At 65.9% G+C, this 20,290-nt stretch carries 20 protein-coding genes and 1 tRNA gene; 15 read left to right on the forward strand and 6 right to left on the reverse strand.

Annotated elements, in window-relative coordinates; all coding sequences use genetic code 11:
* Window positions 1-24 precede the first annotated feature (24 nt).
* Together CXX84_RS12680 and CXX84_RS12685 are read left to right on the forward strand one after the other, a co-directional pair.
* The gene (locus CXX84_RS12680) at window positions 25-1,041 is read left to right on the forward strand and encodes a LacI family DNA-binding transcriptional regulator (protein WP_102977066.1); all 1,017 of its coding nucleotides are present in this window, start codon (window positions 25-27) and stop codon (window positions 1,039-1,041) included.
* A complete protein-coding gene (locus CXX84_RS12685) occupies window positions 1,041-2,117 on the forward strand; it encodes a Gfo/Idh/MocA family protein (protein WP_102977067.1) in 1,077 nt (358 codons plus the stop codon). Before CXX84_RS12680 ends, CXX84_RS12685 begins: the two co-directional genes overlap by 1 nt.
* Here CXX84_RS12685 and CXX84_RS12690 read toward each other — a convergent pair.
* Window positions 2,114-3,241 carry an FUSC family protein gene (locus CXX84_RS12690; protein WP_102977068.1) on the reverse strand — a complete coding sequence of 376 codons (1,128 nt, stop codon included), beginning with the start codon at window positions 3,239-3,241 and terminating at the stop codon, window positions 2,114-2,116. The two genes, CXX84_RS12685 and CXX84_RS12690, sit on opposite strands and share 4 nt — an antisense overlap.
* Before the next feature lie 252 nt (window positions 3,242-3,493).
* Here CXX84_RS12690 and pstS point away from each other — a divergent pair, with 252 nt between their 5' ends.
* The 4 genes from pstS to pstB all read left to right on the forward strand — a co-directional run bounded on the left by pstS (window position 3,494) and on the right by pstB (window position 7,625).
* Window positions 3,494-4,615 (forward strand): phosphate ABC transporter substrate-binding protein PstS, encoded by a 1,122-nt coding sequence (gene pstS, locus CXX84_RS12695; RefSeq protein ID WP_102977069.1) that lies wholly within the window; start codon window positions 3,494-3,496, stop codon window positions 4,613-4,615.
* Between the two features lie 102 nt (window positions 4,616-4,717).
* Window positions 4,718-5,650 (forward strand): phosphate ABC transporter permease subunit PstC, encoded by a 933-nt coding sequence (gene pstC / locus CXX84_RS12700; protein ID WP_102977070.1) that lies wholly within the window; start codon window positions 4,718-4,720, stop codon window positions 5,648-5,650.
* Window positions 5,651-6,763, forward strand: a complete 1,113-nt coding sequence (gene pstA / locus CXX84_RS12705) for a phosphate ABC transporter permease PstA (protein ID WP_102977071.1) — start codon at window positions 5,651-5,653, stop codon at window positions 6,761-6,763.
* 82 nt (window positions 6,764-6,845) lie between these two features.
* Window positions 6,846-7,625 carry a phosphate ABC transporter ATP-binding protein PstB gene (gene pstB / locus CXX84_RS12710; protein ID WP_102977072.1) on the forward strand — a complete coding sequence of 260 codons (780 nt, stop codon included), beginning with the start codon at window positions 6,846-6,848 and terminating at the stop codon, window positions 7,623-7,625.
* Between the two features lie 17 nt (window positions 7,626-7,642).
* Here the strand turns inward: pstB and CXX84_RS12715 are convergent, their stop codons facing one another.
* The 4 genes from CXX84_RS12715 to CXX84_RS12730 all read right to left on the reverse strand — a co-directional run bounded on the left by CXX84_RS12715 (window position 7,643) and on the right by CXX84_RS12730 (window position 10,871).
* A complete protein-coding gene (locus CXX84_RS12715) occupies window positions 7,643-8,050 on the reverse strand; it encodes a hypothetical protein (protein WP_102977073.1) in 408 nt (135 codons plus the stop codon).
* A gap of 199 nt (window positions 8,051-8,249) precedes the next feature.
* The gene (locus tag CXX84_RS12720) at window positions 8,250-9,263 is read right to left on the reverse strand and encodes an inorganic phosphate transporter (protein ID WP_102977074.1); all 1,014 of its coding nucleotides are present in this window, start codon (window positions 9,261-9,263) and stop codon (window positions 8,250-8,252) included.
* A gap of 1 nt (window position 9,264) precedes the next feature.
* Window positions 9,265-9,882 carry a DUF47 domain-containing protein gene (locus CXX84_RS12725; protein WP_102977075.1) on the reverse strand — a complete coding sequence of 206 codons (618 nt, stop codon included), beginning with the start codon at window positions 9,880-9,882 and terminating at the stop codon, window positions 9,265-9,267.
* Between the two features lie 329 nt (window positions 9,883-10,211).
* Entirely contained in the window at window positions 10,212-10,871 is a 660-nt protein-coding gene (locus tag CXX84_RS12730) for a hypothetical protein (RefSeq protein ID WP_102977076.1), read from the reverse strand.
* A gap of 190 nt (window positions 10,872-11,061) precedes the next feature.
* Here CXX84_RS12730 and CXX84_RS12735 point away from each other — a divergent pair.
* From CXX84_RS12735 to CXX84_RS12760, 6 genes are all read left to right on the forward strand, one after another.
* Window positions 11,062-11,134 (forward strand) — tRNA-Lys (locus CXX84_RS12735).
* Window positions 11,135-11,277: 143 nt separating this feature from the next.
* Complete coding sequence (locus tag CXX84_RS12740) at window positions 11,278-12,303, forward strand: LacI family DNA-binding transcriptional regulator (protein WP_102977077.1); 1,026 nt, start codon at window positions 11,278-11,280, stop codon at window positions 12,301-12,303.
* A gap of 155 nt (window positions 12,304-12,458) precedes the next feature.
* Window positions 12,459-13,292: a DUF4397 domain-containing protein gene (locus tag CXX84_RS12745; RefSeq protein WP_102977078.1), complete on the forward strand. Its 834-nt coding sequence runs from the start codon at window positions 12,459-12,461 to the stop codon at window positions 13,290-13,292.
* A gap of 114 nt (window positions 13,293-13,406) precedes the next feature.
* Window positions 13,407-14,144, forward strand: a complete 738-nt coding sequence (locus CXX84_RS19350) for a class F sortase (RefSeq protein ID WP_223253085.1) — start codon at window positions 13,407-13,409, stop codon at window positions 14,142-14,144.
* A 14-nt stretch (window positions 14,145-14,158) separates the two neighbouring features.
* Window positions 14,159-14,773, forward strand: coding sequence for an RNA polymerase sigma factor (locus tag CXX84_RS12755; protein WP_411266211.1), 615 nt, complete (start codon window positions 14,159-14,161; stop codon window positions 14,771-14,773).
* Window positions 14,760-15,557: an anti-sigma factor gene (locus CXX84_RS12760; protein ID WP_102977080.1), complete on the forward strand. Its 798-nt coding sequence runs from the start codon at window positions 14,760-14,762 to the stop codon at window positions 15,555-15,557. The genes CXX84_RS12755 and CXX84_RS12760 overlap by 14 nt, the downstream gene beginning before the upstream one ends.
* Here CXX84_RS12760 and CXX84_RS12765 read toward each other — a convergent pair.
* The gene (locus CXX84_RS12765) at window positions 15,519-16,010 is read right to left on the reverse strand and encodes a hypothetical protein (protein ID WP_189337587.1); all 492 of its coding nucleotides are present in this window, start codon (window positions 16,008-16,010) and stop codon (window positions 15,519-15,521) included. The two genes, CXX84_RS12760 and CXX84_RS12765, sit on opposite strands and share 39 nt — an antisense overlap.
* Before the next feature lie 222 nt (window positions 16,011-16,232).
* Here CXX84_RS12765 and araB point away from each other — a divergent pair, with 222 nt between their 5' ends.
* Genes araB through araA form a run of 3 tightly spaced genes read left to right on the forward strand, consistent with a single transcriptional unit; the run spans window position 16,233 to window position 20,258 of the window.
* On the forward strand, window positions 16,233-17,999 hold the full coding sequence (gene araB, locus CXX84_RS12770; RefSeq protein ID WP_411266212.1) for a ribulokinase: 1,767 nt from the start codon (window positions 16,233-16,235) through the stop codon (window positions 17,997-17,999).
* A complete protein-coding gene (locus CXX84_RS12775; RefSeq protein WP_102977082.1) occupies window positions 17,996-18,697 on the forward strand; it encodes an L-ribulose-5-phosphate 4-epimerase in 702 nt (233 codons plus the stop codon). The genes araB and CXX84_RS12775 overlap by 4 nt, the downstream gene beginning before the upstream one ends.
* 40 nt (window positions 18,698-18,737) lie before the next feature.
* Window positions 18,738-20,258 (forward strand): L-arabinose isomerase, encoded by a 1,521-nt coding sequence (araA, locus tag CXX84_RS12780; RefSeq protein ID WP_102977083.1) that lies wholly within the window; start codon window positions 18,738-18,740, stop codon window positions 20,256-20,258.
* Window positions 20,259-20,290: the final 32 nt, after the last annotated feature.

Raw genomic sequence — 20,290 nt, forward strand, 5'->3', positions numbered from 1 at the left:
CAGCCAGACCACGGAGCGAAAATTGTGAAGCAAGACACCAGCGGCAGCCGGCCAACGCCCACCCTGGAAATGGTGGCAGCGCTGGCCGGTGTCTCCCGCGCCACAGTGTCGCGGGTAGTCAATGACGTTCCAAGCGTGGACGAACACATCGCCGCCAAAGTGCGGCAGGCCATCCTTGCCGTGAACTACACGCCAAACCGGGCGGCGCGGTCCCTGGCAAGCAGGCGGCCCAACTCCGTGACACTCATCGTGCCGGAGTCCACGTCAAAGGTGTTCGCGGATCCGTTCTTCGCGTCAGTCGTCCAGGGTGTGGCGCTGTATCTGGGGGAGACGGACTACACCCTGAACATGGTTATTGCATCGGAAGCCAAACCCGAGAAGACCAGGGCATTCCTGCTCGGCGGCAACGTGGCGGGCGCGCTGGTGGTGTCCCACCACGTCGGCGACAGGTCCTGGACCCACCTGAGCGACTACATCCCCATGGTGTTCGCCGGCAGGCCGCTGGGAGAAGGTGCCAGGTACTACGTGGACGTCGACAATGAAGCTGCAGCGGCAGGCGCAACACGGCTTCTGCTCAAGGGCGGGCGGACGAATATTGCCACCATCGCAGGCCCGCAGGACATGCCGCCGGGCATAGACCGGCTCAATGGCTGGAGATCGGCGATGGCTGAAGCCGGACTCGAGGATTCCATGGTGGAGTACGGGGACTTCACCCTGGCATCCGGTGCGAAAGCGATGCGGCGGCTGCTGGGAAGCGGCCGGCCCGTGGATGGCCTGTTCGTGGCCAACGACCAGATGGCCGCCGGTGCCTACACAGTGCTCCAGGAACGCGGGCTCCGGATTCCCCAGGACGTAGCGGTAGTGGGTTTCGACGACGATTCATTCGCTACGTCGGTAAATCCACCGCTCACCACCGTGCACCACCCGATCATTGAGATGGGAAAGAAGATGGCCGAAATCCTGGTTGACCTCATCGAGGGCAAGGACACCGAACGGGTCACGCAGATCCCCACCTCGCTCGTGATCCGGGAGTCCGTGTGATGACCGCCGGTAAAGCGGGCAGGGCATCCAGCAGCAGCACGGGACCGGACGCGGTCCTGCGCTGGGGTGTTGTAGCTACCGGGCGGATAGCCCACCGGGTCACCCGGGACCTCGCCTGCCTTGAAGATGCGGAACTGTACGCAGTAAGTTCGCGCAGCAAGGGCTCGGCGCAGGCATTCGCGGAAGAGCACGGCTTTGCGGTGAGTTACCACGACGATCCCTCCGGCTCCGGCTCCGGCTCCGGCTTCCGGCAGCTCTTCGCCGACCCCCGGGTGGACGTGGTCTACGTTGCCACTCCCCACGCACAGCACTTTAAGGTTGTCCGGGCGGCCCTGGAAGCAGGAAAACATGTCCTGTGCGAAAAGCCGTTCACGGTCAACGCCGCCGAAGCCCGGGAACTGGTGGACTTGGCCCGGTCCCGCGGCCTGTTCCTTATGGAGGCTGTCTGGACGCGCTTTCTGCCGGCCACCCGCCGCGCGCTGGAGCTCATCCGCGGCGGTGCAATTGGCACAGTGCGCTGGGTCCAGGCGGATCTGGGCTTCCCAGCTGCCTATGACCCCAATGACAGGCTGTGGGATCCGGCAGCAGGTGGGGGAGCGCTGCTGGACCTTGCGGTGTATCCGCTGACCTGGGCCACCGCGGCTCTTGGTTTCCCCACGGCACTGGCGGCAAACGGGCACCTGAACCAGGACGGCGTTGACGTCCAGAACACCATAACGCTGGAGTATCCGGAAGGGGCTGCCGCGCAGCTGACATCGTCGCTCCAGGCGGCCGGCCCGGGCACCGCCACCATCAGCGGAACCGCCGGCTGGATCAGGACGGGATCCCCGCTGTACAACCCAAAGACCCTGGAGATCTGCACCCTGGACGGCACCACCCGGGTGGAGGAATTTGAGGAGGAGACGGAGGGGTTCATCCACGAACTCCGCGAAACTGCCCGCTGCATCCGGGCAGGCCTCCAGGAGAGCCCGCTGATGCCCTGGAAGGACACGGTGCAGGTGATGCAGTTGCTGGACCAGGCCAGGTCGCAGCTGGGGTTGCATTACCCCAATGACCAGCGCGCCGGGGCTGCTTAGAGCGCGGGCAGCACGTCCCGGGCTTCGCGGGCATCCATCCCGGTAGCCTCCAGCAGGTCCACCATCAGCGGGCGGTACAGCATCACCACTGTTTCCCCTTCCAGCCGCTGAACCTCCAGCAGCTTCGGATGCAGGCGCAGGGCGATCTCGCTCAGGTCCCGCCGGGCCGTGCGCAGGTGGGCGCGGCGGACGCCGTCGTGCGATTCCGCCAGGCCCAGCGACAGCTCGTCAATGGCGGCAGCGGTCTCCTGCAGCACTTCCGCTATGTTGTCCGTGGCCTCGTCCGACAGCGCCGCGTGGTTGATGGCGCTGGTGAGCCGGCGGGCGAAAACCCGGCTGTTGCGCAGCGCCAAGTCAATGAAGTCGAGCGACTGTTTCAGCCGGTCCAGCTCGTCCCGGTGCCTTCTGTAGGCGGGCGCCAGGGTGGCCACCTCCCCGGAAGCGCGCAGGGACTGCTTCATCCCGTCCACCAGGGGCTGGCAGTTCCTGCCCCGGATGAGGGCATGCCAGGCCTGCGTGGAATCGCTGTTGGTCAGCGCATCGGCACATTCGCGCAGCACCTCGGCCAGCTCGTGCAGCAGCTTCTGGACGTCCTTGCGCGGCTCCCGCCGCGGGTCCTTCGGGATGAGGATGGTCACCAGCAGCGCGAAGAGGCCGCCCACCACGGCATCGATGCTCCGGGTAAACGGACCGCCCGCGGGCGCCGGAAGCAGGACCACCAGCAGCGACTGCAGCCCCAGCTGGGTGGTGAAGATGGTGCCGCTGTCCAGGAAGCGGGCCAGCAGGATGGAGAACAGAAGGACGACGGCGGCCTGCCAGATTCCGCCGCCCAGCCAGTGCAGGAGCAGGTCACCCACGGCAATGCCGATGGTGCACCCCATGCCCACCTCCAGCACCCGCCGCAGCCGCGGCTCCCGGGAGAAGCCGAGGGCAATCAGGGACGACGTGGCCGCGAACAGCGGCCCCGAATGGCCCAGCACGTACTCAGCGAAGGCATAGGCACCCACCGCGCACACCGTCATCTGGATGGCCGGAACCAACGAGTTCCGGCTGCGGATCAGGCCGGTACGGATCCGGCCGCGCAGGAACCGCCTGCCTGCTGAGAGTCCTGCTGCGGGGGCCATGCCGTTCAGTCTATTGCCGCCCGGACCATTTATTCTGACGTCCGTGCACTACGGCCGGACGTGTGATCTGCGCAATGGTGACCGGCCAGTTGTCAGCAAATATCCCGCCGTCGTTAATCCTCCGTTCACTTTGGGCAGCCCGTCCCGTTACCTGCGAAGCCTAATTTCAATGAAGGTACACAACGTACGCATCGCGCAGCAGGGTTCTCCGTCCTGCCCCGCACCTGAATAACCCTGGAAGGGGTACATCTAGTGAAGGCACTCCGCTTCGGCCGCCACGCGGCTATCGCTGTTCTCGCAGCCGGCGCACTCGCGCTGACCTCCTGCGGTTCAGACAACGCCACGGGCACCGCGCCTGCAGGCAACCAGACTTCTTCCGGCCCGAAGGTCACCGGTACCCTCACCGGCATCGGCGCTTCGTCCACCGGCGCAGCCATGGACGCCTGGAAGGCAGGCTTTGCCGCCGCAAACCAGGGCGCCACCGTGCAGTATTCCCCGGACGGCTCCGGCGCGGGCCGCAAGGCAATCATCGACGGCTCAGCCCAGTTCGCCGGCTCCGACGCCTACCTCAAGGACGAAGAGTTCGAGAGCTCCAAGGCCGTCTGCGGCCCCGACGGTGCTATCAACATTCCGGTCTACATCTCCCCGATCGCCGTGGCTTTCAACGTCCCCGGCGTGACCGAACTGAAGCTGGATGCCCCCACCGTGGCAAAGATCTTCCGCGGTGAGATCACCAACTGGAACGATCCCGCCATCGCCGCCCTGAACGATGGGGTCAGCCTCCCGGACCTCAAGGTCACCCCGGTGAACCGCTCGGACGACTCAGGCACCACCACCAACTTCACGGACTACCTGGCCTCGGCAGCCCCCGAAGTCTGGACGGACAAGTCCTCCGGTGTCTGGCCGGCAAACCTCCAGGGCGAGAACGCCAAGGGCACCTCCGGTGTGGTCAAGACCGTCACCGACACCCCCGGCGCCGTAACCTACGCTGATGACTCCGCCGTCGGCGGCAAGCTCGGCACCGCGTCCATCAAGGTGGGCGAGGAGTTCGTCAAGATCTCCGCCGACGCCGCCGCAAAGGCCGTCGAGGCCGGCACCCCCGTTGAGGGCCGCGCCGAGACCGACGTCGCCATCAAGCTGGACCGCAAGACCACCGCTTCCGGCGCCTACCCCGTGGTGCTGGTCTCCTACCACGTGGTCTGCAGCGCCTACGATTCCCAGGAAACCGTTGACCTGGTCAAGGCCTTCGAGAACTACGTCGTCTCCGAGGAAGGCCAGCAGGCTGCCGCGGATTCCGCAAAGTCGGCCCCGCTGTCCTCCGCTCTTGCAGAGAAGGCAACCACGGCCATCGAATCCATCAAGGTCAAGTCCTAACCACCGCTCCGATTCCGGGTTCCCCGCCTGCCGAAAGGCAGTGCGGGGAACTTGGCTTTGGACAATGCCTCCCCTCCCAGTTACCGATCGAAGGGCCGTCGAATGACCGCCACCACCCTGACAAGTACCCAGGGCGCCGGCCGCGCCGGGGACAAAATCTTCTCGGGCGCCGCGCTGGCCGCAGGCTGCCTCATTCTCGCCGTCCTCTTCGGCGTCGCACTCTTCCTGGTAGTCCAGGCCATCCCTGCACTTACAGCGCCGGCTGACGAGATCCAGGGCGGTAAGGGCTTTTTCGCCTATATCTGGCCCATCGTCATCGGCACGCTGATCGCCGCGGTCATCGCACTGGTGATTGCCACCCCCGTTGCCATCGGGGTGGCGCTATTCATCTCGCACTTCGCTCCCCGCGGACTCGCCTCGGGCCTGGGCTACGTGGTGGACCTCCTCGCCGCCATCCCGTCCGTGGTGTACGGGGCGTGGGGCGCCGCTTTCCTGGCCAAGGAAATCTCACCCGCCTACAACTGGCTTGCCGCAAACATGGGCTGGCTGCCCATCTTCCAGGGGCCGGCGTCGGCCACAGGCAAGACCATCCTTACCGCCGGCATCGTCCTCGCCGTCATGGTGCTCCCGATCATCACCTCGCTGTCCCGCGAAATCTTCCTGCAGACCCCCAAACTGCATGAGGAAGCCGCGCTCGCACTGGGCGCCACCCGCTGGGAAATGATCAAGATGTCCGTCCTGCCGTTCGCCCGCCCCGGCATCATCAGCGCCGTCATGCTGGGCCTGGGCCGGGCCCTGGGCGAAACCATGGCCGTGGCCCTGGTCCTTTCCTCCGGCGCCCTCACCGCCAGCCTGATCCAGTCCGGAAACCAGACCATCGCCGCTGAAATCGCATTGAACTTCCCGGAAGCCAGCGGGCTCAAGGTCAGCACCCTGATCGCCGCCGGCCTGGTCCTGTTCATCATCACCCTGGCCGTGAACATGATCGCGCGCTGGATCATCACCCGGCACAAAGAATTCTCGGGAGCCAACTAAATGACCTCCACCCTTACTCCCGTGCGCAGCAAGCGCTCGGCCCTCACCAAGGGCCAGTTGCCCAAATACGCACCCTATGCCGTCCTGGCCGCCGCCCTCATCGCCGGAGCTGCCATCCTCGCGCTGGTGGGCTTCAATGCGTTCGGCTGGGGAATCGTCTCGGCGATCCTTTTCGCCGTCGGGCTGGTCTCCTGGAGCGCCGCCGTGGAAGGCTCACGCAAAGCCAAGGACAAGCTGGCCACCTGCCTGGTGGTGGGGTCCTTCCTGATCGCGCTGCTCCCGCTCATCTCCGTGATCTGGACAGTCCTGGTCAACGGAATCCCGGGCCTCCTGGCGCCAGGTTTCATGACCACCTCCATGAACGGCGTCACCGGTGTCTTCGACAACAAGGCAGTGGAGGAAGGTGCGCCGGTCATCGGCGGCATCTACCACGCGCTCCTCGGCACCATCCAGATCACCCTGCTGGCCACGGTCATCTCCGTGCCGGTGGGCCTGCTGACGGCCATCTACCTGGTGGAGTACGGCGAGGACGGCCGGCTCGCCCGCGCCATCACCTTCTTCGTGGATGTCATGACCGGTATCCCCTCCATCGTGGCCGGACTCTTCGCGGCGGCCTTCTTCTTCGCCGTCGTGGGCCCGGGCACCAAGACCGGCGCCGTCGCCGCCGTCGCGCTTTCCGTCCTGATGATCCCGGTGGTGGTGCGTTCCAGCGAGGAGATGCTCAAGATCGTTCCCAACGAACTGCGTGAGGCCGCGTACGCCCTGGGCGTCCGCAAGTGGCGGACCATCATCAAGGTGGTTATTCCGACGGCGATCTCCGGCATCGCGTCCGGCGTTACCTTGGCGATCGCCCGCGTCATCGGCGAGACTGCACCCATCCTGGTCACCGCAGGGTTTGCCACCAGCATCAACTCCAACGTCTTCAGCGGCTGGATGGCCTCGCTGCCCACGTTCATCTACACCCAGATCCTGAACCCCACGTCGCCGGCCAACCCGGACCCGTCCTCCCAGCGCGCCTGGGGAGCCGCCCTGGTGCTGATCATCCTGGTGATGGTCCTCAACCTTGGTGCCCGGCTGATTGCCAGGATTTTCGCCCCCAAGAGCGGCCGCTGACCCGCCGCTCCGGAATTTCCCCTTCCGGTCCCGCGGACCGGATGCCAGACTTCAATTCATACCCAGTCAGTGAAGGAACACCATGTCTAAGCGCATCGACGTCAAGGACCTGAATGTCTACTACGGCGATTTCCTCGCCGTGGAGGATGTCACCATCAACATCGAGGCCAAGTCCGTCACCGCATTCATCGGGCCCTCAGGATGTGGCAAATCCACGTTCCTGCGGACCCTGAACCGCATGCACGAAGTCCTCCCGGGCGCACGCGTCGAGGGCGAGGTCCTGCTGGACGGAGACAACCTGTACGGCCACGGCGTGGACCCGGTCACCGTGCGGTCCCAGATCGGCATGGTGTTCCAGCGGCCCAACCCGTTCCCCACCATGTCCATTCGCGACAACGTGCTCGCCGGCGTGAAGCTGAACAACAAGAAGATCTCCAAGGGCGAAGCCGATGTCCTGGTGGAGCGTTCGCTGAAGGGCGCCAACCTGTGGAACGAGGTCAAGGACCGCCTGGAAAAGCCCGGGTCGGGCCTGTCCGGCGGGCAGCAGCAGCGCCTTTGCATTGCCCGCGCGATTGCCGTGGAGCCGCAGGTGATCCTCATGGACGAACCGTGTTCCGCGCTGGACCCGATCTCCACCCTGGCCATCGAGGACCTCATCAACGAGCTCAAGGACCAGTACACCGTTGTGATTGTTACCCACAACATGCAGCAGGCAGCCCGTGTTTCTGACAGGACGGCTTTCTTCAACATCGCCGGTACCGGGAAGCCCGGCAAACTCATCGAGGTCGGGGACACCCACACCATCTTCAGCAACCCCGTCCAGAAGGCCACCGAGGATTACGTCTCCGGCCGCTTCGGGTAGACCGGCGGGAGCGGCTGCTACTCAGGAACTTCCAGCTGGAAACCGCACCGGCAGCGCAGGACCCGGGTAGGCAGGGAGACCATACCGAGGCTGCCTCCGCCGGCGCCGCTGCGGTAGCAGAGCCGTTCAATCTCGAACTCGGCCTCTTCCATGGGAAACCCGCAGTGGATGTAGTCGTCGCCAAAGACTATGACCTGGGCCATCCACCTCACCTGGTGCAGAGCAGCTGCCACGTCCTCCGTATACGCGAGGTGCTCCTGGAACAGCCCGCAGTCGTTGCAGGTGTAGGAGACGCTGACCAGATCACCGTTGCCCCAGCCCATTGCCCTGACGGCGTGGATGGTCAACTGGTGTTCCGCACCGCAGGTTTCACAGCGGAGCTGGCGTGGCTGGGGCAGGGAGTGCCGGGGATTGGAGGTAGACATGATGCCTGCTCTTTTCCGCGATGTGCATCCATGCCGCCGGTATGCTGCAGCGGCGCATCCACGGCCCTGCACCCGGCGGCGGATGTGACACCCCGGCACCTGCTCTGTGCTGCAAAGTTCCGGGGGCTTACTTTCGAATCTACGTCACGGCGCTTCAGCTGTACAGGGGAACACCGGCCCCGGGCAGCAGGGCGGCAGCTCAGCCTGCCAGCGGGGTCAGTGCCAGTGCCAGGACGAAAGCAAGGGCCGCCGTGGCTGCCGGCGTCAGGAGCCAGAGTCCGACGATCCGGATGACCAGCTTTCGGTTCGTCACGGAGAAGTTCTGGTTTTCGCCTGCCCCGAGGACAGCCGACGTCACGGTGTGCGTGGTGGACAGCGGCCACTGAAGTCCGATGGCGCCCACAAAGAGCATCACCGCGCTGAAGATCTGCGCCACCGAACCCCGGAGGGGATCAATCCGGGTGATTTTGTACCCAATGGTGTGCGAGATCCGCCAGCCGCCAAACAACGTTCCCGCTGTCATCATCACGGCGGACAGCAGGACCACCCACAGGGGGATAGTGCCGCCGCCGGAATATCCAGCCGCCAGCAGCGCGAGCAGCAGTACAGCGCTTACACGCTGCCCATCCTGCAGGCCGTGTCCAAAAGCCACAGCGCCTGCGGCGATGGCCTGGCTGCGGCGGAAGCGGTGGTTGACCACGTTGGGCTGCGTGTAGCGGGCCGCCCAAGTGGCCGGATACACGAGCATGAACGCACCGCTGTAGGCAACGAGCGGGGACAGCACCAGCGGCAGTACCACCTGGAACAGCAGGGACCTGTCCACCCCTCCGACGCCGGCGCCGCCCATCGCGAGGCTGGCCAGGCCCGCACCGGCGAGGCCGCCCACCAGGGCATGCGTGGAGGAGGCAGGGATGCCCCGCCACCACAACAGGATTCCCCAGGCGAAAGCGCTCCCAAGGCCGGCCAGGAGGATGCTCAAACCCCCTGTTCCCATCGGAAGGCTGATCCAGGTCTGGCTGACGGTTACGGCCAGGCCGGCGCTGAGCAGGGCGCCGACAAAGTTGAAGAAGGCCGCCAGCAGCACCGCAACGCTCGGGGTGAGTGCCCGGGTGCGGACGGCAAGTGCCACTGACGTGGAGACATCACGGAAGCCGTTGAGGAAAGTAAAGGCCGCGGTCAGCAGGACCACGAATCCGAAAATGACCGGCGTCACCTCAGGATTCCTTGACGATGATGCTGCCCACCTGGGTGGCGATCCTCCGCATGTCCTTGGTGACCTCGACCAACTGGTTGGCGATGTCCCGGTTGCGGGAATACTGGGCCCATTTCATGTCGGCGATCATGTCGGCAACCCATATCCGGTGCGTGCGCTCGGCGCGCTGGGCAAGGCGGAGGATCTCGATCCAATAGTCCTCGAGGTCGTCCAAATCGTTAAGCCGGCGCATGGCGTCCACGGTCAGTTCGGCCTGGCGGCTGATGATTTCCAGTTGGTCGGCCGCGCGTTTGGGCAGCCGCTCCAGCTTGTACAGGGCCACCAGCTCTGCCGCCGCGTCCATCTTTTCCATCGCCTCATTGAGGTAGCGGGACAGGGCGTACATGTCCTCGCGGGGGAGCGGGTTAACGAAGCTGGTCCGCATGTGGGTCAGGAGTGCGAAGTGCAGTTCAGCGGACTTCGCCTCGTGGTTGTGCATGTCTTCGACGAGTTTGCCGTGCTCGGCCGCGGGGACGCCGAGAATTTCCGCCAGCGTGGCACTCGCCAGCACAATCTGCTGGGCCAACTGCGAAAGGAGGTTCAGCCCGGCGGGCTCCTGGGGAAAAAGGCGCAGCTTCACGTATTAACCGTCTCCGGGGAAGGTACAGGGCGGGTAGTGCTGCCGTGTGACTTGACCCCGGCGCGCAACTGAGCCCAACTCTACCGGGCCGCGGGTGGGCACTTGAAAACAGCGCGGCTGAGGCGTTCGAAAAATGGGGGGGCATCCCGCAGGTGCATGGCGGCAGGAAAATGGTGCCGAACCGGATACGCCTCTCGGCGGTAGGCCGCTCTAGGCGGCTAATTGTTGAAGCCCGGGGGTTTCGCGGCTCGGCACCGGTTTCAGTTTTCTACTTTGGCTGGCCCAAGTCAATCTTGACAGATGCGGGCAGGGCAGGGCAGCCGGGAGAATCAGTCCAATTCGCCCAACCGCCACGCATTGGCGGCGTGCTCCAGGTCCTCCGCGGTCTTGACCAGCTGGTGTGAGTTCCGGGTCAGTTTGCTGGCGTGCGCTTCATTGCCCAGCTCGGCACCGTCGGCGATGGTCGCCTGGCCGAGCGCCACCACCCGGCAGAACGCTGCCGAGCGCTCCAGCGCGACGTCGAACTCGCCGTCGAACGCTCCGGAAAGGATGGCGTCCGCCATGGTCCGCATCTCATCGGCACCCGGCGGCTCAGCGGCGCCGGCCACAACGTTGGATACCTGGGCCGTGTCCTTCCCGGCCCGGAAGTACACCGAAATGCGCTCCGGGTCCTGCACTGTGGCCGCGCGCAGGGCGTACAAACGCCACAAGGCACCGGGAAGCGAGCGTGCGGGGCTCTCCGCCCACATCTCCGCAATCGCCTCCAGCCCCTGCTCGTCGGCAAGCTTTACCAGCCGCTCGGTGACCACAGGATCGTCGCTGTCACGGCCGTGGCGGACCAGCGCCTGGGCGGCGAGGTGCGCAGCCTCGGAAACACGCGCGGGATCCGCGCCCCCGGCAAAGGGCTCGAAGTCGATGGGAGCGAAGGGCTTGGGCTTGTGGTGCCGGTTCGCGCCGCCGTACGGGCTGGATCCTGCTTGCTCACTCATGCCCCCACGCTACTCCTGTGCCAAGGTGGAAATCGAGCGTCCGGTAGCCTTGCCCGTGCAGGATTCCCCGGCCGACAGCGTATGGTTGCCACCGTGCGAAGCGTGCCTGAACCATGGGTTAGAGTATTAACGTCCAGAAATGGATGGGCCGCGGTTGGCCAGTGCTTTTGGTGCTGAACCATCCCGGCTGGGGCCTTTAGCTCAGTTGGTAGAGCATCGGACTTTTAATCCGTGGGTCGTGGGTTCGAGCCCCACAGGGCCCACTCTTTGAACGAAGAGTGGTACGTCCCCGGCATCCTGGCAGCAGGGTGCCGGGGACGTTTTTCTTTTTCGCCCTGGATCTCCGGTGGTCCGGACAACCGGCAGGCCGTCCGGGCCGCAGAGCCGCAGCAGGCAGAATGATCACATGGCAAAAAGCAGCAAGGGGCGGATGCCGCGCCTTGAAGACGTCGCGGACAGGGCCGGGGTCTCCCATCAGACCGTCTCCCGGGTGGTTAACAACCACCCCAACGTGAGCGAAGCGACCCGCGTGAAGGTGGAGGCCGCCATCGCCGAGCTGGGGTACCGGCGCAACACCGCTGCCCGGAGCCTGGTGACCCGGCGCTCGCAGACCATTGGGGTCCTGGCCAGCGAGCTGTCGCAGTACGGCCCCGCCAATACCCTCCTGGGGGTGGAGCAGGCTGCCCGGAACGCCGGCTATTTCGTGAGCATCGCCGCCCTGCGCGAGGTCAGCCGGAGTGCCATCCTCGATGCCATCAGCCACTTCATGGATCAGGCCGTGGACGGGATTGCGGTGCTGGTGCCCCATGCGGACACCCTGCTTGCCCTGGACGAGATGCAGCTGTCCGTGCCTGTGGTGGCTGTGGGCTCCCTTGGCAACGGGAATGTCAGCGGGGCCATGGTGGACCAGCGCCGCGGTGCGGAACTCGCCGTCGAGCACTTGATCGGGCAGGGCCACCGCCGGATCGGCCATCTGGCAGGACCATCCGACTGGACGGATGGTTCCGAGCGCGCCGAAGGCTGGCGGGAGGCACTCAAACGCGCCGGACTTGCCGATGACCTCCTGCTGCAGGGCGACTGGAGTGCCGGCAGTGGATATGCTGCCGGCCGGAAACTCGCGGCCGATCGCAGTGCTACGGCGCTCTTCGTGGGAAACGACCAAATGGCCCTTGGCGTGCTGCGGGCGTTTGCCGAAGCGGGGGTTAATGTGCCCGACGACGTCTCCGTGGTCGGGTTTGATGACCAGCCGGAATCGGGGTACTTCACCCCGCCGCTCACAACGGTCCGGCAGGACTTCGAGGAACTGGGCCGGCGCTGCATGGACATCATGCTCAAGGAGATCGAAGCCGGTGCCGGCGTAAGCTCCACTGTGGTCACGCCGGAACTGGTCCTCCGGGCAAGCGCCGCCCGGCCTGCAGCGGCTCCCTCCTGACCTGCTGACTGACCGCCTCTGCGCCCCGGCCGCCGGCCGCCCAAAAAATATTCTTAAGAATTTTCAATGCAAGTGCATCCAACTCCGATGCTGCGCCGGTAGTAGAGGTGTAAGCAAAAAATGCCCGCACGGCGGGCCGATCAATGGAGATAGACATGCGCAACAGGATTTTCACAGCAGGCGCCGGTGCAGGGGCAATCGCAGCAGCCATCGCTCTCGCCGGCCCGGCCCAGGCTGCGGAGGGGGACGCCCAGCTGTCCGTCCTCCACGGCGTCCCGGGCCTGACCGTGGATGTCTGGGTCAACGGTGACCGGACCCTCGACGATTTCGCCCCCGGAACGTTGGCCGGGCCGCTGGCACTGCCGGCTGGAGCCTACGAACTCGCCATCACCGCCTCGGATGCCGCCGACGCCTCTGCTGCCGTCATCGGCCCCGTCAGCGTCACCCTGGCGGCCAACGGCAACTACACCGCCGTCGCCAACCTCGACGCAGCGGGCAACCCCACCGCCAACCTCTTCACCAACGATGTCTCCCAGATTGAGGCAGGCAAGGGCAAACTGACGGTCCGGCACACGGCTGCCGCTCCCGCCGTGGACGTCCTGGCCGGCGGCGCCGCAGTCGTCTCCAACCTGGCCAACCCCAACGAGCAGACCCTCACGCTTGACCCCGGCACCGTGTCGGCAGCAGTCGCTGCCACCGGTACCACTGCCCCGGTCATCGGCCCGGCTGACGTCACCATCGCGGAAGGGACGCACACCGTGGTGTACGCCTGGGGCAGCCTGGCGGACAACAACCTGCAGCTGGCCGTCCAGACCATCGAGGGCCTGCACTCCGCTCCGGGCTCTGTCCCGGGCGCCCTTGACGGCTCCACTGTCGGCGCCGCCTCGGATCCCGCCGCACTCACGCTCGGAATCGGTGCTGCAGCCCTGGCACTGCTCCTCGGCGGCGTGGGCGTAGCCCGTACCGTCGCAGCACGTCGCGCAGAGTAGAACCACTGGTGGCCGCCCGGTACCAACCGGGCGGCCACCGCATTTCCCGCCGAGGGCTTGCAGGTGAGCACCCAGGATCACGCACGAAAGGCCCGAGAGATGAAAGCCGGACACATGAAGAAAGGCCCGACGACGGCAGGGGAGTCCCGCCGTCGTTCCTCCGTTGTTTCCGGGGGTGGGGTTCTCCTCGCGGGGGCCCTGCTGCTTTCGTCCTGCGCGGCCGCTCCGCCGGTTCCGGCAGCATCTTCGGTCCCGTCTGCCGCCCAGGCGGCCGGGCAGGCTGTCCCGGCCCAGTCTGTCCCCGCCCAGCCTGTAAGTCCCGTGCCGGCCATCACCGCGGCTCCAACCAGCCCGGCGGCCGTCCCGGATATTCCGGTGCGGCCTGCCGCTCCTGAAGCGGCAGTGGCGGCTCCCGTCCCGGTTTCGCTCACCGTTGCCGGTACTCCGATTAATATGCCGGTGGTGCCGGTCGGAGTTTCGGACAGTGGGGCAATGGAAATACCGGACGCGTTCGACCGTGCCGGCTGGTACCGCTTCGGCCCGGCTCCGGGAGCCGCCGCGGGTACCGCCGTCATTGCCGGACACATCGATACGAAGTCTGACAATGCGCCGTTTTCCGCGTTGAAGTCCGTGGCGGCCGGAACCGTGGTGGAGGTGGGCCGCGAGGGTGCGCCTGCACTGAAGTACCGGGTGGTGAGTGTCGAGTTGATGGCCAAGGACAGATTCGACGGAAGCTCCGTGTTCCGGCGGTCCGGGCAGCATGAACTTAAAGTCATCACGTGCGGCGGCGAGTGGCTGGACGAACGTATGGACTACAGCGACAATGTGATTGTCACCGCGGTCCTGGAGTAAGCGGTGATCCTGCCTTGACTCTCGCCACCAATGCCGCGAAGGAGCCCCGTTTGGTACCTGCCGACCAGGCTCCGCCGGGGTGGGAAGACGGCCTGACACCGTCACTCCTTGCAGGAGATGAACGTGCGCTGGCGGCCGCCTACCGGGAGTTTGCTCCGCTGGTCCACACCCTGGCGCTGCGTTCCCTTTCGGACAGGGCAGCTGCGGACGACGTCACGCAGGAGGTCTTTATCCGCGTGTGGCGCTTCCGGAGCACGTTCAATCCGCAAGTTGCCCGGCTGCCTGCATGGATTGTAGGCATTACCCGGAACGTCATCTCGGACACCTTGTCGGCCTCGGCACGGGAAACCCGGAAAGCAGTGGCAGTGGCGGGCTCCGGAATGGCCGACGAAGCGGCTGCCGGCCATCAAGACGCCGAGATCCTGGCGGACAGGCTCCTCCTCGACGGGGAACTGGACCGTCTCGGCGAGCCCCAGGGGTCCATCATGAAGCTGGCCTTCTACGATGACCTGACGCATGACCAGATCTCGCAAAAACTTGGCCTGCCCCTTGGTACGGTCAAAAGCCACATCCGCCGCAGCTTGTCCCACCTAAGAAACAGATTGGAGGTAAACCATGCCGCATCCTGATCCGGAAGAGTTAAGCCTCCTTGCGCTGTATGAGGACTGGGAGGACGGCGACAGCAGGGAACATCTGCGGGTCTGCCCGGAATGCGCGGCAGATTTCGCCGCATTGCGCCGCACCGTTGACGCGGTCAGGACCACGCCGGATGCCCGCCTGCTGGAGGCGCCTGGCCCGCAGGTCTGGGCAGGAATCCACTGTGAGCTGGGGTTGTCCGAGGCTGTGCAGGAAGATCCTTTGAGTGGGCTCGAGGGACAGCAGGCTGCAGAACGCGAAAGTTTGGCGGAGCCTGTCCAGCTTCAGGGCCGGACCGTATCCCGCCCTGAGCAGCGCCGGGGCGCAACCGGCCCTGCAGCACGGCGTGCTGCAGCCTGGTGGCAGCGCCCGGGACCCTGGATGGCTGCGGCCGCGGCAGCGGTCCTGGTGACGGCAGGCGCGGTGTGGTCCCTCAACCAGGCACCCCGGCCGCTGGCCGAAGCCGACCTGGCACCGCTGGCCCAATACTCTGCCGCAGGTTCCGCGAAGGTGGTGGAAAGTGCCGACGGCGCGCGTGCGTTGGAGGTCCGGCTCAGCAAGGACGAGGCGCAGGGTTACCAGGAGGTGTGGCTGATTGCCTCCGACCTCTCACGCCTGGTGAGCCTGGGAGTGATGAATTCGGACTCTGGAACCTTCCAGCTGCCCGCGGGCCTGGAGCTCTCGGACTATCCGATCGTCGATGTCTCCGACGAACCCGTGGACGGCAACCCCGCGCATTCAAGCGTCAGCATCGCCAGGGGAACGCTTAACACCTGACCGCCGGCCCTGCACCATTGAAACCACCTTGGTCCATTGCGTGACGGCCAGCGAAACCACGAGGGCTGCCGCCACGTGAAGGTGCAGCATCAGGTGCAGGTCGTGGGCGCCTGATCCCGCCGGCAAAGGAGCGCCGGGTGCCGGTGCGGAAGCATCGCCATGGTGTCCCGGCAGGGAGAATCCGCTGGCCGTGGAGAATGCTGCGAACGCCAGGTGCAGCAGCTGCTGCGCCAGTCCGGCGGCGAGGAGCGCCGCCCAGCCGGGCAGCCGACGTCGGCCTGCAATGGAAGCAGCCATGCCCAGCAGGGCGGCCAAAGCCACAACGATGAGGAACCCGGGCGCCCTGCCGCCGGCAGCCAGGTGCGCGGCCAGCCCTGCGCCGGCGGACATCGGGCCGGCGATCCATGCATGGGAAGTAGGCCCGGCGGCACGCCGGGCGGGGGTAGTCTCCACAACAGCGCCTGCACCTTCCACAGCGTTCCCCTCATTTCGCCAGAATCCATTCTTACCTGTCCTTACCCCGATGGACGGCGGTTGAGTCCGATGCATGAGGCCGCGCCACCGCACTGCGCCCGCCTTTCGGCTTTCGCCGTCCTTGAGTGAAGCTCCCGGAGACTGTTGACTTCCTACTTGTTAGCGCTCACAATTGACGCAGGCCGCGAAGTGGCGGCAGCTATGGAGGAAGTTCTTATGGATGCAGTGGACGCCCCGGACACGTTTGTTATCGGCGTGGATTATGGAACGCTCTCGGGCCGCGCCGTGGTTGTGCGCGTTCGCGACGGCAAAGAGCTCGGCAGCGGCGTGTTCGAGTACCCGCACGCAGTGGTGACTGACCTCCTGCCGGAAGACGTGGCGGGCCGCAACGCCGACGGAACTGCCGTCCGGCTTCCCGGCGAATGGGCGCTGCAGGTACCCAACGATTACCGCGACGTCCTGCGCCATGCCGTTCCCGCTGCACTGGCCGACGCGAGAATCGATCCGTCCGCCGTCGTCGGAATCGCCACGGACTTCACCGCCTGCACCATGGTGCCGGTCACTTCCGACGGCACCCCGCTGAATGAACTGGACCGCTTCCGCAGCCGTCCCCACGCCTACGTGAAGCTCTGGCGCCACCATGCCGCGCAGCCGCAGGCGGACCGGATCAACCAGCTGGCCGCCGAGCGCGGCGAAGACTGGCTGCCGCGTTATGGCGGGCTGATCTCCTCGGAATGGGAGTTCGCCAAGGGACTGCAGCTGCTCGAGGAGGACCCGGAGGCCTATGCGGCGATGGACCACTGGGTGGAGGCCGCGGACTGGATCGTGTGGCAGCTCTGCGGCACGTACGTCCGCAACGCCTGCACCGCCGGCTACAAGGGGATCTACCAGGATGGGCGCTACCCGTCGGAGGACTTCCTCGCCGCGCTGAACCCGCAGTTCAAGGACTTCGTCAACAGCAAGCTCGAGCACACCATCGGCCGCCTCGGTGACGCCGCCGGCTACCTTACCGCCGAGGCGGCGGCCTGGACCGGACTGCCGGAAGGCATCGCCGTGGCCGTGGGCAACGTGGACGCACACGTCACGGCACCGGCAGCGAAAGCCGTGGACCCCGGCCAGCTCGTGGCGATCATGGGAACGTCCACCTGCCACGTGATGAACGGAACGGAGCTGCGTGAAGTCCCCGGCATGTGCGGGGTGGTGGACGGCGGGGTCGTGGACGGACTGTGGGGCTACGAGGCCGGCCAGTCCGGCGTCGGCGATATCTTCGGCTGGTTCACGAAGTACGGGGTGCCGCCTGAATACCACCGCGCCGCTGAAGAAGCGGGCCTTGGCATCCACGAATACCTCACCGGTCTGGCCTCCCGCCAGGCAATCGGGGAGCACGGGCTGATCGCCCTCGACTGGCACTCCGGCAACCGCTCGGTGCTGGTGGACCACGAGCTTTCCGGGATCGTCGTGGGGCAGACTTTGGCTACGCGTCCAGAGGACACCTATCGTGCCCTGCTTGAAGCCACCGCCTTCGGTACCCGCACCATCGTGGACGCGTTCCGCGACTCCGGCGTTCCGGTAAAAGAGTTCATTGTTGCCGGCGGTCTGCTGAAGAACCCGCTCCTCATGCAGATCTATGCTGACGCCACCGGCCTGCAGCTTTCAACGATCGGTTCCGCCCAGGGCCCGGCCCTCGGCTCGGCCATCCACGCCGCCGTGGCTGCCGGAAAGTACGCTGACATCCGCGAAGCTGCCGCCGCCATGGGCTCCGAACCCGGCGAGGTTTACACGCCCATCCCGGAGAACGTCGCAGCTTACGAGGAACTCTTCCAGGAATACAAGACGCTCCACGACTACTTCGGCCGCGGCAGCAATGACGTGATGCACCGGCTCAAGGCCATCCAGCGCAGGGCTGCCGGTTCCGTCCTGGGTGCTGAGCCCTCCGTTTCAATGGCAGCCGTGGAGGTGTCCGCATGAGCGCCGGAACAGGACTCCTGGAAACAATCGCCCGCGTCCGCGACGAGGTCTGCGCCCTGCATGCTGAACTGACGCGTTACGAACTGGTGGTGTGGACCGCAGGCAATGTCTCCGCCCGCGTGCCCGGCCAGGAACTCATGGTCATCAAGCCCTCCGGCGTCTCCTACCAGGACCTGTCCCCGGACCAGATGGTTGTCACCGACCTCTACGGCGTTCCCGTGGATGGCGACGCGCAGGGTGAGTGGGGCAACCCGCCGCTGTCGCCGTCGTCGGACACTGCCGCGCACGCCTACGTCTACCGGCACATGCCCGAGGTGGGCGGGGTGGTGCACACGCACTCCACCTACGCCACGGCGTGGGCAGCCAGGGGTGAGGCCATCCCCTGCGTCCTGACGATGATGAGCGATGAATTCGGCGGCTCTATCCCCGTCGGCCCGTTTGCGCTCATTGGCGACGATTCAATCGGGCACGGCATCGTGGAGACACTGAAGAACTCCAACTCACCGGCCGTCCTGATGCAGAACCACGGCCCGTTCACCGTCGGCAAGGATGCAAAGTCCGCGGTCAAGGCCGCCGTAATGTGCGAGGAAGTCGCCCGCACCGTCCACATCGCCCGGCAGCTGGGCGAGCCCCTTGCCATTGACCAGGGGCACATCGACTCCCTGTACGCCCGCTACCAGAACGTGTACGGCCAGTAGTTTTCACTGCCGTCGCCCCCAAAAATTTCCAGGAGAACCCATGAGCACCGCAGCACACACTTCACTTGACGGCTATGAGGTCTGGTTCCTCACCGGCAGCCAGCACCTCTATGGCGAGGACGTCCTCAAGCAGGTGGCCGCGCAGTCGCAGGAGATCGCCAACCAGCTCAACGCCTCGTCGTCAGTGCCGGTGCGGATTGTCTGGAAACCGGTCCTGACCGATTCGGACGCGATCCGCCGCACCGCCCTCGAGGCCAACTCCGATGATTCCGTCATTGGCGTCACGGCCTGGATGCACACCTTCAGCCCGGCCAAGATGTGGATCCAGGGCCTGGACCTGCTCCGCAAGCCGCTGCTGCACCTGCACACGCAGGCCAACCGGGACCTGCCCTGGGCGGACATCGACTTCGACTTCATGAACCTGAACCAGGCCGCCCATGGCGACCGCGAGTTCGGATACATCCAGTCACGGCTGGGCATCGCCCGCAAGACCGTGGTGGGCCACGTTTCCAACCCCGAGGTGGCGCGCCAAGTGGGTTCATGGCAGCGCGCCGCCGCCGGCTGGGCTGCCGTCCGCACCCTGAAGCTGACCCGCTTCGGTGACAACATGCGCAACGTCGCCGTTACCGAAGGCGACAAGACCGAAGCTGAGCTGCGCTTCGGCGTCGCAGTCAACACGTGGTCCGTCAATGAGCTCGCAGACGCCGTCCACGGCGCCGAAGAGTCCGACGTCGACGCCTTGGTTGCGGAATACGAGGACCTCTACGACGTGGTTCCGGAGCTCCGCTCCGGGGACGCCCGGCACGAATCGCTGCGCTACGGCGCCCGGATCGAGCTGGGCCTGCGCAGCTTCCTGGAAGCCAACGGCTCGGCGGCGTTCACCACCTCCTTCGAGGACCTGGGCGCCCTCCGCCAGCTCCCCGGCCTGGCCGTGCAGAGGCTGATGGCGGCCGGTTACGGCTTCGGCGCCGAGGGCGACTGGAAAACCGCCATCCTGGTCAGGGCCGCCAAGGTGATGGGCGCAGGGCTGCCCGGCGGCGCGTCCCTCATGGAGGACTACACCTACCACCTGGAGCCCGGGGCTGAGAAGATCCTCGGGGCCCACATGCTTGAGGTCTGCCCCTCCCTGACGGCAACAAAACCCCGGTTGGAAATCCACCCCCTGGGCATTGGCGGCAAGGAGGACCCGGTCCGCCTGGTGTTCGACGCCGATGCTTCCGCGGGCGTGGTGGTGGCCCTGTCAGACATGCGGGACCGTTTCCGCCTGGTGGCCAACGCCGTCGACGTTGTCCCGCTGGACCAGCCGCTGCCCAACCTGCCCGTGGCGCGCGCCCTGTGGGAGCCCAAGCCGGACTTTGCCACCTCAGCGGCAGCCTGGCTGACGGCCGGAGCCGCGCACCACACCGTCCTGTCCACGCAGGTGGGCATGGATGTGTTCGAGGACTTCGCGGAGATCGCCAAAACCGAACTGCTGACGATCGACGAAGGCACCACCATCCGGCAGTTCAAGAAGGACCTGAACTGGAACGCCGCGTACTACAAGCTGGCCGGAGGCATCTGACGGCGGGATCGGGGCAGCAGGGGATCGGGGCC

Source organism: Arthrobacter sp. AFG7.2 (genome assembly GCF_002892835.1).
GTDB lineage: Bacteria > Actinomycetota > Actinomycetes > Actinomycetales > Micrococcaceae > Arthrobacter.